The sequence below is a fragment of the Pseudomonas sp. v388 genome, assembly GCF_003935425.1.
Lineage (GTDB): Bacteria > Pseudomonadota > Gammaproteobacteria > Pseudomonadales > Pseudomonadaceae > Aquipseudomonas.
On record NZ_RHQN01000002.1, the window covers coordinates 278,829 to 294,378 of the forward strand.

At 60.3% G+C, this 15,550-nt stretch carries 16 protein-coding genes; 6 read left to right on the plus strand and 10 right to left on the minus strand.

Features of this window, described 5'->3' with window-relative positions; translation table 11 throughout:
• Nucleotides 1-6: 6 nt before the first annotated feature.
• Together ctaD and coxB are read right to left on the minus strand one after the other, a co-directional pair.
• On the minus strand, nucleotides 7-1,599 hold the full coding sequence (gene ctaD, locus EGJ27_RS05445) for a cytochrome c oxidase subunit I (protein ID WP_125829710.1): 1,593 nt from the start codon (nucleotides 1,597-1,599) through the stop codon (nucleotides 7-9).
• Nucleotides 1,600-1,633: 34 nt separating this feature from the next.
• Nucleotides 1,634-2,758, minus strand: coding sequence for a cytochrome c oxidase subunit II (gene coxB, locus EGJ27_RS05450; protein WP_125829711.1), 1,125 nt, complete (start codon nucleotides 2,756-2,758; stop codon nucleotides 1,634-1,636).
• Nucleotides 2,759-3,128: 370 nt separating this feature from the next.
• Here coxB and EGJ27_RS05455 point away from each other — a divergent pair, with 370 nt between their 5' ends.
• The gene (locus EGJ27_RS05455; RefSeq protein ID WP_125829712.1) at nucleotides 3,129-3,779 is read left to right on the plus strand and encodes a hypothetical protein; all 651 of its coding nucleotides are present in this window, start codon (nucleotides 3,129-3,131) and stop codon (nucleotides 3,777-3,779) included.
• Nucleotides 3,780-3,857: 78 nt separating this feature from the next.
• Here the strand turns inward: EGJ27_RS05455 and EGJ27_RS05460 are convergent, their stop codons facing one another.
• From EGJ27_RS05460 to EGJ27_RS05470, 3 genes are all read right to left on the minus strand, one after another.
• Nucleotides 3,858-5,390 carry a SulP family inorganic anion transporter gene (locus EGJ27_RS05460; RefSeq protein WP_125829713.1) on the minus strand — a complete coding sequence of 511 codons (1,533 nt, stop codon included), beginning with the start codon at nucleotides 5,388-5,390 and terminating at the stop codon, nucleotides 3,858-3,860.
• Nucleotides 5,391-5,500: 110 nt separating this feature from the next.
• On the minus strand, nucleotides 5,501-6,229 hold the full coding sequence (locus EGJ27_RS05465; protein WP_125829714.1) for a carbonic anhydrase: 729 nt from the start codon (nucleotides 6,227-6,229) through the stop codon (nucleotides 5,501-5,503).
• Nucleotides 6,230-6,420: 191 nt separating this feature from the next.
• Entirely contained in the window at nucleotides 6,421-7,479 is a 1,059-nt protein-coding gene (locus tag EGJ27_RS05470; RefSeq protein WP_125829715.1) for a PA0069 family radical SAM protein, read from the minus strand.
• Nucleotides 7,480-7,761: 282 nt separating this feature from the next.
• Between EGJ27_RS05470 and EGJ27_RS05475 the strand changes: the two genes are divergently transcribed.
• Nucleotides 7,762-7,989 carry a hypothetical protein gene (locus EGJ27_RS05475; RefSeq protein ID WP_125829716.1) on the plus strand — a complete coding sequence of 76 codons (228 nt, stop codon included), beginning with the start codon at nucleotides 7,762-7,764 and terminating at the stop codon, nucleotides 7,987-7,989.
• Between the two features lie 137 nt (nucleotides 7,990-8,126).
• On the opposite strand, the gene EGJ27_RS05480 is transcribed toward EGJ27_RS05475, so the two are convergent.
• Nucleotides 8,127-8,414, minus strand: a complete 288-nt coding sequence (locus tag EGJ27_RS05480; RefSeq protein WP_125829717.1) for a YheV family putative zinc ribbon protein — start codon at nucleotides 8,412-8,414, stop codon at nucleotides 8,127-8,129.
• A complete protein-coding gene (prlC, locus tag EGJ27_RS05485) occupies nucleotides 8,411-10,462 on the minus strand; it encodes an oligopeptidase A (RefSeq protein WP_125829718.1) in 2,052 nt (683 codons plus the stop codon). Before prlC ends, EGJ27_RS05480 begins: the two co-directional genes overlap by 4 nt.
• A gap of 111 nt (nucleotides 10,463-10,573) precedes the next feature.
• Between prlC and EGJ27_RS05490 the strand changes: the two genes are divergently transcribed.
• Together EGJ27_RS05490 and EGJ27_RS05495 are read left to right on the plus strand one after the other, a co-directional pair.
• Entirely contained in the window at nucleotides 10,574-11,122 is a 549-nt protein-coding gene (locus tag EGJ27_RS05490) for a gamma carbonic anhydrase family protein (protein WP_125829719.1), read from the plus strand.
• 23 nt (nucleotides 11,123-11,145) lie between these two features.
• On the plus strand, nucleotides 11,146-11,802 hold the full coding sequence (locus EGJ27_RS05495; protein ID WP_125830105.1) for an HAD family hydrolase: 657 nt from the start codon (nucleotides 11,146-11,148) through the stop codon (nucleotides 11,800-11,802).
• Nucleotides 11,803-11,862: 60 nt separating this feature from the next.
• On the opposite strand, the gene EGJ27_RS05500 is transcribed toward EGJ27_RS05495, so the two are convergent.
• On the minus strand, nucleotides 11,863-12,918 hold the full coding sequence (locus EGJ27_RS05500; RefSeq protein ID WP_125829720.1) for an aminopeptidase: 1,056 nt from the start codon (nucleotides 12,916-12,918) through the stop codon (nucleotides 11,863-11,865).
• A 93-nt stretch (nucleotides 12,919-13,011) separates the two neighbouring features.
• Between EGJ27_RS05500 and EGJ27_RS05505 the strand changes: the two genes are divergently transcribed.
• Complete coding sequence (locus EGJ27_RS05505; RefSeq protein WP_125829721.1) at nucleotides 13,012-13,425, plus strand: hypothetical protein; 414 nt, start codon at nucleotides 13,012-13,014, stop codon at nucleotides 13,423-13,425.
• Here the strand turns inward: EGJ27_RS05505 and EGJ27_RS05510 are convergent, their stop codons facing one another.
• Nucleotides 13,426-13,659, minus strand: a complete 234-nt coding sequence (locus EGJ27_RS05510) for a DUF1161 domain-containing protein (protein ID WP_125829722.1) — start codon at nucleotides 13,657-13,659, stop codon at nucleotides 13,426-13,428.
• Between the two features lie 180 nt (nucleotides 13,660-13,839).
• Complete coding sequence (locus EGJ27_RS05515) at nucleotides 13,840-14,271, minus strand: OsmC family protein (protein ID WP_125829723.1); 432 nt, start codon at nucleotides 14,269-14,271, stop codon at nucleotides 13,840-13,842.
• Between the two features lie 225 nt (nucleotides 14,272-14,496).
• Between EGJ27_RS05515 and EGJ27_RS05520 the strand changes: the two genes are divergently transcribed.
• Nucleotides 14,497-15,498: an LLM class flavin-dependent oxidoreductase gene (locus EGJ27_RS05520; RefSeq protein WP_125829724.1), complete on the plus strand. Its 1,002-nt coding sequence runs from the start codon at nucleotides 14,497-14,499 to the stop codon at nucleotides 15,496-15,498.
• Nucleotides 15,499-15,550: the final 52 nt, after the last annotated feature.

Below are 15,550 nucleotides of genomic sequence, written 5' to 3' on the forward strand. Positions count from 1 at the left end.
GGGCTCTTACTTCACTTCCGGCGGCGTGGAAAAGGTGTGATAAGGCGCCGGCGAAGGCAGGCTCCACTCCAGCCCTTCGGCCCCGTCCCAGGGCTTGGCCGGAGCGGGCGGGCCGCCGCGGATGGTCTTGATCACGATGAACAGGAACAGCAACTGGGTGGCGCCGAAGGTGAACGCACCGATGGTCGACACCATGTTGAAGTCCGCAAACTGCAGGTTGTAGTCCGGAATTCTGCGCGGCATGCCCGCCAGGCCCACGAAATGCATTGGGAAGAAGGCCATGTTCATCCCCACAAACGACATCCAGAAATGCAGCTTGCCCAGGGTTTCGTCGTACATGTGGCCGGTCCATTTGGGCAGCCAGTAGTAAGCGGACGCGAAAATGCCGAAGATCGCGCCCGGCACCAGTACGTAGTGAAAATGCGCGACTACGAAATAGGTGTCCTGATACTGGAAATCGGCAGGCGCGATGGACAGCATCAGCCCGGAGAACCCGCCGATGCTGAACAGGATCACGAACGCCACTGCGAACAGCATCGGCGTTTCGAAGCTCAGCGAACCCTGCCACATGGTGCTCACCCAATTGAAAACCTTTACCCCCGTGGGTACCGCGATGAGCATGGTCGCGTACATGAAGAACAGCTCACCCACCAACGGCACGCCCACCACGAACATGTGATGCGCCCAGACAATGAACGACAGAAAGGCAATGGCCGCCACTGCGTAGACCATCGAGGTATAGCCGAACAGTGGCTTGCGCGAGAACGCCGGGATGATCGAACTGACCGCGCCGAACGCCGGCAGGATCATGATGTACACCTCGGGATGGCCGAAAAACCAGAACACATGCTGGAACAGCACCGGGTCGCCACCGCCTGCGGCATTGAAGAAGCTGGTGCCGAAGTGGATGTCCATCAGCATCATGGTCACGCAGCCGGCCAGCACCGGCATCACCGCGATCAACAGGAAAGCGGTGATCAGCCAGGTCCAGACGAACAAGGGCATTTTCATCAGCGTCATGCCTGGGGCGCGCAGGTTGAGAATGGTCGAGACCACATTGATCGCGCCCATGATCGAGCTGATGCCCATCATGTGAATGGCGAAGATGAAGAACGTCACGCTCTCCGGCGCGTAGGTCGTGGACAGCGGCGCGTAGAAGGTCCAGCCGAAGTTGGGGCCGCCGCCGGGGCTGAACAGCGTGGAGACCAGCAGCAAAAATGCCGCGGGCAACAGCCAGAAACTGAAGTTGTTGAGCCGTGGAAGGGCCATGTCAGGCGCGCCGATCATCAGCGGAATCATCCAGTTGGCCAGCCCGACGAATGCCGGCATCACTGCGCCGAACACCATGATCAGGCCATGCATGGTGGTCATCTGATTGAAGAACTCAGGCTGCACGATCTGCAGGCCGGGTTGAAACAGTTCGGCACGGATCACCATCGCGAAGGAGCCGCCGAGCAGAAACATCGAGAAGCTGAACCACAGGTACAGCGTGCCGATGTCCTTGTGATTGGTGGTCAGGACCCAGCGCATCAGCCCTTTGGCCGGGCCGTGAGCATGGTCATGATCAACGTGGTCGTGGTCGTCGATAACTGCGCTCATGTTCGGTCTCCTGCCGTGCGGTCTTGCCGGATATTCATGGCTGCGCCTGCTTGAGCGTCAGTACTTCCCTGGGCGTGATCATGTCGCCCTTGGCGTTGCCCCACGCGTTGCGCTCGTAGGTCACGACCGCCGCGATATCCACCTCCGACAGCTGCTTGCCGAACGCGGCCATGGCCGTGCCCGGCTTGCCGTTGACCACGATGGCGAGGTGCTCGGCGATAGGGCCGGTCGCAATCTTCGAGCCCTTGAGAGCCGGAAACATTGGCGGCAGGCCCTGGCCTTCGGGCTGGTGACAGGCCACGCAGACGGTGTGATAGACCTTGTCGCCCTGGGCAATCAGCTCTTCGCGGGTCCATTCCTTGCTGGTCAGCTCCTTGAGCCGGGCCGCTTCCTGCTTGCGCTCGGTGAGCCAGGCGTCGTAATCGGCCTGGCTGCGGACATCGACCACAATAGGCATGAAGCCGTGATCCTTGCCGCACAGCTCGGTGCATTGTCCGCGATAGATGCCCGGCTTTTCGATGCGGGTCCAGGCTTCATGGACAAAGCCGGGCACCGCATCGCGCTTGACCGCGAACGCCGGCACCCACCAGGAATGGATCACGTCGGCGCCGGTCACCAGAAAACGGATCTTGGAACCGACCGGCAACACCAGCGGCTGATCCACTTCCAGCAGGTAATGCTCGCCCTTGGTATCGCGATTCTGGATCTGGTCGGCGGTGGTCGCCAGGTTGCTGAAGAACTCGACGTCCTGGCCCAGGTATTTGTAGTGCCACTTCCACTGGTAGCCGGTGATCTGGATATCCAGATCGGATTCGGCAGCGTCGTACATGCTGATCAGGGTGCGGGTGGCCGGAATCGCCATCGCCACCAATATCAACAGGGGGACGACGGTCCAGAGGATTTCGACGGTGGTGTTTTCGTGAAAATGGGCGGCGGTTTGACCGGTTACCCGGCGATGAACGATCATTGACCACAGCATCGCGCCAAAGACCACCACACCGATCACCACACAGATCCAGAAGATGGTCATGTGCAGGTCAAAGACAGCGTTGCTGACGACAGAAGCGCCGGGCGCCATATTGACAGTCCAGGCTCCATGCACCGGACTGCATATCGACCACAACACGAAGCTCATCCAGACGTGTGGATGTCGCATCATCGCGCGTTCCCCCAGGCTCTTGTCATCCCGCAGGTTCAACCTGCGTTCAAGGGAGTGGGCCAACGAATGCCATGACGCGACGACCAGAGGGCTGCAACAGACAGCGCTGTGGTCCTGAGCCGACTTCCTTCAGAGCCGAGTATAGCCAGCACATGAAGGTCCGCCATCTCTCTGGATTGGCGGTGCGGCTGCGGGGTGCGTTCACTTGTTTTTGATTGAACACGCAATAAACCGCCCAAAACGGGCTTTTAATAGCTAATGCATATAAATGTGTACCGGTTATGACAAATGCGTCTTAGCTGTCGGGCCAATCAGGCTACCGTATGACGTTTCATCACACCTACCTGGTATTGTGCCGTCAGGAGCAACCATGAACACCGCCGCATTGCGCGAGCTGATCCACCATGCGCATCAACATGAGGCCGCCACCGGCCAGTTGTTACGCCAAGTCGCGAACCAGCTTCCGCATCTTCATCCAGCGATCCATTTGCCGGATGCCGATGCAAAAGGTGCGTTGACGCGTTTCGTCGCCGCTTATATCGATCTGGTTCCCGATCTGCTGGACGCGGCGCACGCGGTTGCGGTCGAGGCGGGTATCGAAAGCCAGATCAAGCCGGTCCTCAAGATCGCTGAACACTTCTTCATTACCCCGCCGGACATTCTGGCCGACCACGAGGGGCTGGACAGTCTGCTGGACGAGGCTTATCTGGCGCATCGCCTGGTCGAGGAAGTCAACGACCTGTATATCCGCCACTTCGGGCGCCCGCTGATTCCGTCCAACACCACCGTCGCCAGCGTGATCGCTCACCAGTTGATCGGCGAAACCTTCGCCAATCATCTGGATGAAGCCGTTCATAAGGCTGTGGACGAGTTGCTTGATGAGGAAAGTTTCGAATTGGCCTCGGTGGAAGCCTACCGCGACCGAATCGCCAGCCCGCACACCGAAGCTGCCTGGAAACGCTGGCCTTGCCTGTCGCGGCAGTTGGGCGTCGGCCTGGAGCTGGAAGAGCACGAAGCTTGACCCCGCTGAACCCGTAGGAGCGAGCGGGCGGCGATCCGTCTTGCTCGCGAACGGGTCGGTGCAGACGCCGAGCTGCTGTCAGCTGGCACCGCTCCCGATTCCGGTCGTGGTATGAACCCGGCCTTCCAGGCGCCGCTTCAGACCGCGCGGTTCGATGACCAGTTTCGTACCGTGCGCGGCATTGGCGCGACCCCATTCTTCCAGCAGTTCCAGGCAGGAATGGTCGATGTAGCTCAAATTGTTCAGCGGCACATGGACCGTACTGCCGGCAGGGATACCGGCAAGCGCCTTGGTCAGCGCCGGAACCTTGAGGAAGGTCGCTGCACCCACCAGACGCAGCTCCAGCTCGTTCTCCGCTTCCAGCGGAACCACGCTGATCTTCAGGCGCGAAGCTTTGAGCGCCAGCTTGACCAGGGTCAGACCAAAGCCCACCAATACACCCGTCAACAGGTCGGTGAAGATGATCGCACCTGCCGTGGCGGCGTAAGTGAACATCGGCATGCGACCGTAGCGCCCCAGACCGCGGAAGGTCTTCAGATCGACCAGTTTCAGACCGGTATAGACCAGCACACCCGCCAGACTCGCCACCGGAATGCTCTGCAGCACGCTGGACAGCAGCAACACGAACGCCAGCAGCCACAGGCCATGGAAGATCGTCGACATGCGCGTCGTAGCACCGGCCTGGACGTTGGCCGAGCTGCGCACGATCACGCCCGTCATCGGCAGCGCACCGACCAGACCGCACAACATGTTGCCGACACCCTGGGCACTGAGTTCCTTGTCGAAATCCGAACGCTGGCCGCTGTGCATGCGATCGACCGCCGCTGCGGACAGCAGCGTTTCGGCGCTGGCGATAAAGGCCACGGCAATGGCCGCGATCAGAATGGCAGGATCTGCCAGATTCATCAGATCTGCCGGACGCAGCCAGTCGATGGCGTCGGAAAGGTTATCAGGCACCTCGACGCGCTTGACATCGAGCGCCATGAACAGGCTGATGCCCGTCGCGATACCCACGCCCAGCAAGGCACCCGGCACGAAGCGCAGCGACTGCGGGCGCAACTTGTCCCAGCTCCACATGATCAGGATCGTACCCAGGCCCAGCATCCCGGCTTGCAGACCGCTGCCCGGCCCGATGGCCTGCACCAGCGTGGCGGGGAAGCCCACCAGGTTGTCCAGTCCGGAAGGCTTGGGTCCGCTGTCGAACATCACATGCGCCTGCGAAAGCACGATCAGCACGCCGATCCCCGCCAGCATGCCGTACACCACCGCCGGAGCGGTCACCCGAAACCAGCATCCGAGTTTGAAGCGCCCGGCCAGCACCTGCAGCAAGCCGGCCAGCAACAGGATAGGGCCGAGCATGAGCATGCCGTGTTCGCGCACCAGCTCGAAGACCAGCACCGCCAGACCGGCAGCCGGGCCGCTGACCTGCAACGGAGAGCCCGCCAGCCAGCCGACCACAAGGCCGCCGATGATGCCGGTGATCAGGCCTTTGGCCGGAGGCATACCAGAGGCAATGGCGATACCCATGCACAACGGCAGGGCGACCAGGAACACCACCACGGAAGCCAGTAGCTCCCGTGGTAAAACGGATTTCAATTCTGTTGCACCCATGGCACTTCTCCGGGATTTCATCAGACGTGACAACGCCTGGCGACACGCGATGAACGCAGCCGCCACAGGCAGAAAAAGGGTTACCGTCAGTCGTGGATCAAATCAGGCGACTAAAAGCGCGGCTTTGGAGTGGCCATGGGAATGTGACCGGAGCCGTCGAGTGGGATGAAGCTGTCCAGCTCGGCATCGTAGGCGAGGATTTCGCTGGTCTCGATGCTGTAGACCCAACCGTGGATGAACAGCTGGCCGGCGGCCATTTTTGCTGCAACGGACGGGTGAGTGCGCAGATGCTGGAGCTGGGAGATCACGTTTTCCTGAGTCAGGACGTGCATGGTCTCCAGTTCACTGTTGCAGTTGCAATTCTGCTCGACCACGGTGCGTGCGACTTCGGCGTGGCGCAGCCAGGCTTTGACGGTCGGCATCTTTTCCAGGCTATCGGGGTTGAGCACCGCACGCATCGCGCCGCAGTCGGAGTGACCGCAGATGATGATGTGCTGCACGCCAAGGGCGCCGACGGCATATTCGATGGCGGTGGACACGCCGCCGTTCATCTGGCCATAGGGCGGTACCACGTTACCGACGTTACGGGTAACGAACAGGTCGCCGGGCGAGCTTTGGGTGATGAGTTCGGGAACGATGCGCGAGTCGGCGCAGGTGATGAACATGGCGCGTGGCTTCTGGGCCGTGGCCAGTTTCTTGAACAGCTCTTGCTGCTGGGGGAACACTTCATTGCGAAAATGCACGAAGCCATCCACGATATGTTGCAACGCTACTTCGGCGCTCTCTGCGTGTTCACTGGTTGCCGAAGTAGCCGATGGCTGTTTATCCATGTCTCTCATGTCTGCATCCTCTGACGGATTGATGTGGATTATTCATGCGTTCACTGACCAAACCGGAATGACACTCTTGTCTGGCATGGCAATCATGTCCGTTGATCGCTGCCTCTGGCATCAGTCCTGAATACAAAGTAAACCGCCAAGCTTAAATGAAACTGAAGGCAGCCGCTCTGGGTCGTGGCTCGCAGCCATTATCAGAGCAGCGACATCTGCCCTCCCGGTGGGCAAAAGGCCGTGCAGTCCAGCACCAGTTCGCTACGCCGATTGAGCCCGAGGCGTTTGACCGCCACCGCATAACGCTGCGCCAACAGGTCGGCAAACGGCCCTTCGCCACGCATGCGCGAGCCGAATCGGCTGTCATACACCTCGCCGCCCCGGCTCTGGCGGATCAGGCTCATGACATGATCGGCGCGTTGCGGGTAATGCGTCTTCAACCACTCGTCGAACAGCGGCGCGACTTCAAGCGGCAGGCGCAACATGACATAGCTGGCGCTCAGTGCGCCCGCTGCCTTGGCTTCGCGCAGCAGGGCTTCAAGCTCGCTGTCGTTGATCATCGGGATCATCGGTGCGCACAGGACGCCCACCGGGATTCCGGCTTCGCGCATCACGCGGATCGCCCGCAGGCGTGCCTTGGGCGCCGCCGCACGAGGTTCAAGGATGCATTTAAGCTCGTCGTCCAGTGTGGTCAGGCTGATGTAGACCGACACCAGTCGCATTTTTGCCATTTCGGCCAACAGGTCAAGATCGCGCAGGATCAACGAACCCTTGGTGATGATGCTCACCGGGTGACGATAGCGCAGCAGCACCTCCAGCGTGGCCCGAGTAATCCGGTACTCGCGCTCGATGGGTTGATACGGATCGGTGTTGGCGCCCAGCGTAATGGGAGCGCACTGATAGCCCGGCCTGGAAAGCTGCTGTTCAAGCAGCGCAGCCGCATTGGTCTTGGCAATCAGCCTGGTCTCGAAATCCAGACCGGGCGACATGTCCCAATAGGCATGGCTGGGTCGAGCGAAGCAATAAATGCAGCCATGCTCGCAGCCGCGATACGGGTTGATCGAGCGATCGAAGGGAATGTCCGGCGAAGTATTGCGAGTGATGATGCTCTTGGCGGTCTCGAGGGTGACTTGCGTCCCCTGCGTCAAAGGCACTTCCTGGTACCAGCCATCGTCCTCGGCCACCGAGCGGCTGGGTGCAAAGCGATTGTGAGGATTGGTGGTGGTTCCGCGACCACGAAGGGGAGCCGGGCTGGGCATCTGGAAATACTCGAATACTGTCTGGATGTACAGTAATACGAGCCTGTCCGGATGTCATCGAAAAAACTGCCGCCCTGACCGATGGTGCCTGCGGATTTGACTTTATTGCCTCCCGCCACGTAGCGGTTATATGTCTTAACCGTGTTCGGCATTGACACTGTATGAGTAACCACCTGTCATTTCTGTCAGTAGACGTACTACCGGGTGCGGAATAAGTTGGCATGCACGCCGGGCTTGCGGGTCATGGAGTGCCGGCAACTTTACCTAACTGCGAGGTGGGTGATGGCCAAGTACGAGATTCGGTTATCGACTGAAGATTTCGAGCAGGAAGATCAGCCCGAAATTGCCATTGAGTTCTATCAGGACGACGAGTTGCAAGACAACGCCTGGGTCACACTGCGCCCGAAAGGCAAGCACAAGATTCGCGGTGATCTGGGGAGGGATGAAGAAGTACTTATCGACCTGGCGCTTTCCTTCAAGGAAAAGGTTTCCGAACTGGCCGAGCGTTAAGGCTATCGCGCCGGTGAAGGACGAGGCCATTCTTCTCGAGCTCGCCAACGCCTTCGCCAAGATCAAACTTAACTGACCAGATGCACCAGGAGCGCTATATGAGCGCTCCTGGTGGCGTTGATACAAAACCGACAGGGTCAGTCTGGATCGACAGGCTTTTTCAGTTTCGGGTTGGGAAAGAACTGAACGCCCTGGACCTTCGGATCGACAGCCTTCACGGCAATCTTGTTGACCCGCGTACCCAGTTCTTTGGGAACGGAAAGCCCTTGTTCGTTGAGCGTGTCGCTGTAGCCGCAGCCGACGCACTCACGATGCGGAACGTCATTTTCGCTCCACATCATCAGTTTGTCCGGCTCGCTGCAGGCCGGGCATACGGCCCCGGCGATGAAACGCTTCTTGGTGACGATCACCGGTGTGTCGGTCATGCTGCCGCTTCCTCGCTCAGGCCGCTGTGGCGCAAGAGTGCGTCAATGGAAGGCTCGCGTCCCCGGAAATCGACGAACAGCACCATCGGCGCCTGCGAACCACCACGGGCCAGAATGGCTTCGCGGAACGCGCGCCCGGTCTCGGCGCTCAGCACGCCGTCCTCCTCGAACTTCGAGAATGCATCGGCCGACAGCACTTCCGCCCACTTGTAGCTGTAGTAACCCGCCGCGTAACCGCCGGCGAAGATGTGCGCGAAGCTGTTGGGGAACCGGTTGTAGGCCGGTGGCCGCATGACCGAAACCTCGTCGCGAATGCCTTCGAGCACATCCAGCACGGTACGGCCGTCGCCGTGGGTGGCATGCAGTTCGAAGTCGAACAGCGAGAACTCCAGTTGGCGGACCATCATCAGGCCAGACTGGAAGTTTTTCGCCGCGAGCATTTTCTCCAGCAGGTCTTGCGGCAACGGTTCGCCGGTCTCGTAGTGACCGGAAATCAGTGCCAACCCTTCAGGCTCCCAGCACCAGTTTTCCATGAACTGGCTTGGCAGCTCGACCGCGTCCCACGCCACACCGTTGATGCCCGACACGCCGGCATGTTCGATACGGGTCAGCAGGTGATGCAGGCCGTGGCCGAATTCATGGAACAGCGTGGTGACTTCATCGTGGGTCAGCAGCGCAGGCTTGCCGCCCACCGCCGGCGTGAAGTTGCAGACCAGATTGGCAACCGGGTTCTGCAGAGTGCCTTCAGCGGTGCGGCGACGGTCGCGGGCGCCGTCCATCCAGGCCCCGCCACGCTTGTTGGCGCGGGCGTACAGGTCGAAGAAAAAGCGTCCGACGTGCTGGCCGTTTTCCTTGATCTCGAACAGGCGAACATCCGGGTGCCAGGTGTCGAAGCCTTGCTGCTCGGCAATCTCGATGCCGTACAGGCGCTGCACGATGGCGAACAGGCCGGTCAGCACCTTGTCGATCGGGAAGTAGGCGCGCAGGGCTTCCTGGGAAACGCTGTAGCGTTGTTCGCGCAGCTTCTCGGCATAGAAACCGCTGTCCCAGCTTTGCAGGTCGGGGCAGCCTTGTTCGGCGGCATACGCCTTGAGCTGCTTGAGGTCTTGCTCGGCGAACGGCTTGCTGCGCTTGGCCAGGTCGCGCAGGAAGCTGAGCACCTGATCGCTGGACTCGGCCATCTTGGTGGCCAGGCTCAACTCGGCATAGTTGGCGTAACCCAGCAGTACGGCCAGCTCCTGGCGCAGGTCGAGGATCTGCTCCATGATCGGGCCGTTGTCGTTCTTGCCGGCGTTCGGACCTTGATCCGAGGCGCGCGTGCAATATGCCGCGTAGACTTCTTCACGCAGGGCGCGGTCTTCGGCGTAGGTCATCACCGCGTAGTAGCTCGGGAATTCCAGAGTGATCAGGAACCCGTCCAGATCCTTGGCCTTGGCTGCAGCGGCCATTTGCTGTTTGGCCGATTCGGTCAGGCCGGCGAGCGCGGACTCGTCCGTGACCAGCTTGGTCCAGGCCTGGGTCGCGTCGAGCAACTGGTTGGAAAACTGGCTGCCCAGCTCCGACAGCTTGCTTTGCACTTCGGCGTAACGCTTCTGCTGTTCAGGCGGCAAATCGATGCCGGACAAGCGGAAGTCGCGCAGTGCCTGTTCGAGAATGGTTTTCTGGGCAACGTCGTAGGACGCCGCTTCCGGGCTGTTGGCCAGTGCTTCATACGCCTGGAACAGCTCGCGGTTCTGGCCCATCTCGGTAGAGTAGGCACTCAACGCCGGCAGGCAGGACTCATAGGCTTCCCGCAGCTCGGCGCTGTTGCACACGGCATTGAGGTGGCTGACCGGACTCCACGCTGCGCCCAGACGGTCGTTCAACTCGTCCATGGTGAGCACCAGCCCGGCCCAGTCCGGCGTTGAACCCTGCCTGGCGAGGATGTCGGCGATGGCGGCGCGGTTGTCGGCCAGAATCTGGTCGATGGCAGGTTTGACGTGCTCGGCGCGGATCGCCGAGAACGGAGGCAGGTCGTACGGTTGCAGAAGAGGGTTGTTCGCGCTCACGGTTTTGCACCTTGGCTGGAAGAAACACTCAGGCATCTTAATTACAATCGACGCCGACCGCAGCATCGAAACCCGGATCATCCACTATCAATGCCAGAGAAGGAGCCTATCGTGGCCATTCGCAAGTTTCAGGACCACACCCCAGCCCTTGGCGAGCGGGCGTTCGTCGATCATTCGGCCGTGGTAATCGGTGATGTGCAGATCGGCGCCGACAGCTCGGTCTGGCCCCTGACCGTCATTCGCGGCGATATGCACCGCATCCGCATTGGTGCCCGCACCAGCGTGCAGGATGGCAGCGTGTTGCACATCACCCACGCCGGCCCGTTCAACCCGGACGGTTTCCCGTTGCTGATCGGTGATGAAGTCACCATTGGCCACAAGGTGATGCTGCACGGCTGCACCGTAGGCAACCGCATCCTGATCGGGATGGGCACGACGATCATGGACGGCGCGGTAGTCGAGGACGAAGTCATCATTGGCGCTGGCAGCCTGGTGCCGCCGGGCAAGGTGCTGGAGAGCGGTTTTCTGTACGTTGGGCGCCCGGTCAGGCAGGTGCGCGCTTTGACCGAAAAGGAAATCGCCTTCTTCCCTTACAGTGCGACCAATTACGTGAAGCTCAAGGATCAGCATCTGGCCGAAGGCTTTGACCAGCCATGCTGACTTATCCCCAGACCGAGGCGCCCATGCATTACACCAATATTCTGTTCGACCTGGACGGTACGCTCACCGACCCACGCCTTGGTATCACCCGCTCGATCCAGTTCGCCCTGGCGCGTCTGGGCATCGACGAGCCGGACATCACCAGGCTGGAGCACTTCATCGGCCCGCCGCTGCTGCAGGCGTTCATGCAGTTCTATGACATGGACGAAGCGCGGGCGTGGGAAGCGGTGGGGCATTATCGCGAGCGCTTCAAAGTGACCGGGCTTTACGAGAACCTGGTGTTCGAAGGTGTTCCGCAACTGCTGGAAGACCTGGCCGGGCAGGGCAGGACGCTGTATATCGCAACCTCCAAGCCCTGGCTGTTCGCCCGCGAGATTGCCCGGCACTTCGACTTCGCCCGGCATTTCAAACTGATCTATGGCAGCGAGCTGGATGGCACCCGCACCGACAAAGTCGAGCTGATCGCCCATTTGCTGGCCGAAGAAAACCTCGACCCGGCGCACACCTTGATGATCGGGGATCGCAAACACGACCTGATCGGCGGCCTGCGCAACGGTCTGGATGTGGCAGCTGTGGGCTACGGTTTTGGCAGCCACGAGGAACTGGCGGCGGAGCAGCCGACGTATCATTTCGCGACGCTGGCTGAGTTGCATGAGGCGTTTGTCCCCTCGGCCAGGTAACGCTGTGCCAGCCAGTTCGCCAGCAAGACGAATTCCCGGAGCAGGCAAGGCGCAGATCACTTACTCCATCAATTCGCGCAACGCCTTCTTGCGGGCTTCTTCCGGCTGCTCACCCAATTTTTCTACAGCTTTGTAGAAAGCCGGCCAATCCCCATTCACTTGCCTGAACAGCGCCTCGAACGCCGGCACCCATTGGTCATACAGGCCCAAAGGCAGCAGCTTGGCGTTGTTCATGGGGCTGTTGATCCAGGCGTCGAAGCGCTTGTCGCCAGCCCATTGTTCGTCACGCACCCTGCGGTACTCACGACGCAATCGCTCGAATTCTTCAGCCTTGCGACTGCGCATGACATCGCTGTTCAGCGGCTGACGATACAGCGTCTGCAAGCGCTCGCGGGTGGCCAGCACCAAGCGAATGAACTGGTCGCGGCGCTCGGATTGCGCTACGGGTTCAGGCGCCAGCCCTCGGGCCGCGCGCCATTGCCGCGTGCCTTCCTGTTCGACGAAGCTGGCGTAAGACTCGTTGAATGCAGTGTCGTCCTTCACATAGAGACGCTGGTGCGCGAGCTCGTGAAAAATCAGGGTCGCCAGGCGTTCATCTCCCCAGTTCAGCATCGAACTCAAGATCGGGTCATCGAACCAGCCCAGGGTCGAGTAGGCTTCCACGCCGCTGACATAGGTGTCTTTGCCCGACTGGCGCTGCAAGGCCGCTGCGCCCCGCGCCGCGCCGACGCTGTAATAGCCGCGATAAGCCACACAACCGGCAATCGGAAAGCAATGGGTCACCGGTTCCAGACTGAACTCGCCCGTCGCAAACACGTTCCACACCACATAAGGGCGGCCCAGTTCGGTGTACAGGCGGTAGCTGCGGTTGTCCGGAAGCTTCAACTGTGAACTGGCGAAATCCCTGGCCTGCTGCGCGTGAGCCAGCCGCTCACGCAGCCTGGCATCGCGGCGCGGATCGTTGACCACCTGGGCAATCGGCTCCCGGGCGCGCAGCAGCTCCAGTTGCCCGCCGGCCAGTTGGCTGTAGTACGAAACGCTGGAACATCCGCCAGGCAGCAACAGCAGTATCATCGGCAACACGCGCCAATGGTTTGGAATGTCGAGTCCGGGCATATACGGCCTTGATGAATGAATTAACCGCCGTTATGCAGGACAGTCGAGGCTCGGCGCAACTATCATCGCCACGATCACCAATGGAGGCTGCGAATGCGACTGACACCACTGTGCATCATCATGGTTACGCTGGCGGGATGCGCATCGCCGTTGCCCGCAGTCGATCCGAACATGGCCTGGGTAGACATGCACACGTTCACCGGCAGGCTGGTGATGAGCGACAAGCTGGATGGCGAGAACGCGCCGGATGGCCGGTACTTTCAGGTGACGCCGGGCAGCCATGAGTTGCAGGTGCGATACGACTATGAATACCGGTCAGGTGGCATCGGCATCATGAGCGACGACCTGAGGGAGCTGACCTGTTTCATCGACCTCAGGTACGACCAGTTCAAGGCTGGCGAGCGTTACCGGTTCGAGGTGCGTTCCATCGCCAACAGCGTCGATGCGATGCTGTACGACTCAAAGCGCAACCTTGTTGCTGAGGAAGAGGACGTGCATTGCCTGTAATCAGCGATCGTTGCGCTGATAGATGATTTTCTTGGTGCCGTTCTCGCAGGTGCCGACAACCATGTTCGGGTCCTGCACTTCCTCGTTGGTGACGATTTCCAACGTATACGATGTGACGTTGTTGGCCTGGATCTTCGCCTCGATCTCATCCTTGAGCTCTTCACAGGATTTGGGGGCGGCCAGCGCGCCGCAAGCCATCAGGCTGCAGGTCACGGCAATGGCGAAACGTTTCATGCTCGACTCCTTCGATACGACGGACTGACGATGAGGGCCACACGCTGGCGACGCATGACAGGCCATGCCGTCATGCTTCAAGGGTGTCTTGAATATGGGACCGTTGCGTTCGGGGTCTGGTTCTGGGGTCATTCGAAAGACCCGGAAAGCAGTGCTCTCCGGGCTTCGGGGAAACCTGAATCAGCCGAGCAGCGTGGCGTCCAGGGTGATCTTGGCATTCAGCACCTTGGAAACCGGGCAGCCTTCTTTGGCTTTGTTGGTCAGTTCGGTGAACTGTTCCTGGCTGGCGCCTGGCACCTTGGCCTTGAGGATCAGGTGCACGGCGGAGATGGCAAAGCCACCTTCAACCTGGTCCAGGCTCACTTCAGCCTGGGTATCGATGCTCTCGGCAGTAAAGCCTGCGTCGCCCAGAATCATGGACAGCGCCATGGAGAAGCAGCCTGCGTGGGCTGCGCCGATCAGTTCTTCAGGGTTGGTGCCCTTGCCGCCTTCAAAGCGGGCTTTGAAACCATAAGGTGCTTCGCGCAGTACACCGGTTTCGGTAGAAATGCTGCCGATACCGCTTTTTAGATCACCTTCCCAATGGGCGGATGCTTTCTTGACGATGCTCATGGTGCCTCCTGACTGAATGTCTGAGTGGATATCTGATTATCTTTCTAGATGACTAGGGTTCTGAGGATAGACGGCTTCGGAAAGTTCAACCCTGCGGAAAGACCTAGTTATTTGGTAGGATTTTTCCCTTCCTGCTATTGAAAATGCCCTTTCGCGCCCCGACTGCATGTGTCATGCACGCTCGGTCTTCGAGCGGCCCATCCTTTCAAGGAGCTTTAGCGGCCTATGAAACGTCTCAGCGATATCAAGATTTCCACACTCGATCTGGTGCCCGTGCGCCACGACAAAGGTCCTGCCGAATCCCTGCGCAATTCCCTTAACCTGGCACAGCATGTCGAGAAGTTGGGTTACAACCGTTTCTGGGTCGCCGAACACCACAACATGGACGGCATCGCCAGCTCTGCCACGTCAGTGCTGCTGGCCTATCTGGCAGGCGGCACCTCGACCATCCGTGTCGGGGCCGGCGGTATAATGCTACCCAATCACGCGCCGCTGGTGATCGCCGAGCAGTTCGGCACCCTCGCCAGCCTGTATCCCGGCCGTATCGACCTGGGCCTGGGGCGTGCGCCGGGATCGGACCAGATGACCGCCCGCGCGCTGCGCCGCGAGCGCTCGGGCAGCGCCGATGATTTTCCGGATGACGTCGCCGAGCTGATGGAATACCTGGGGCCGCGCACTCCTGATCAAAAAGTGATCGCAGTGCCGGGCACCGGCACCAACGTGCCAATCTGGCTGTTGGGGTCCAGCCTGTTCAGCGCGCAACTGGCCGGCATGCGCGGTTTGCCGTATGCCTTCGCCTCGCACTTCGCGCCGCGCTACATGCACGAGGCGATCCGCACCTATCGCAACCACTTCCAGCCGTCCGAAGTCCTCGATAAGCCGTATGTCATGTTGGGCGTGCCACTGGCCGCAGCGGACACCGACGAGCACGCCGAATACCTGGCAACCTCGGTGTACCAGCGAATCCTCGCGCTGATGCGTGGGCACAGCCTGATGCAGCGCCCGCCGGTCGAGTCCATGGACAAGTTATGGCTGCCGCACGAGCGCGAAGCCGTGGCAAGCTTCCTGGGACTGGCAATGGTCGGCGGCCCTGAGAAAATCCGCGCCAAGCTTGAGGTCCTGCTGGAGCAGACTGATGCGGATGAACTCATCTTCACCTGTGACATGTACGAGCATCAGGACCGCCTGCGTTCCTACGAAATTCTCGCCCAGGTCGCCCAGGGCTGAGGCAGGACCACGGGCAAAAAAAACCGACTCACTGAGTCGGTTTTTTTATTTA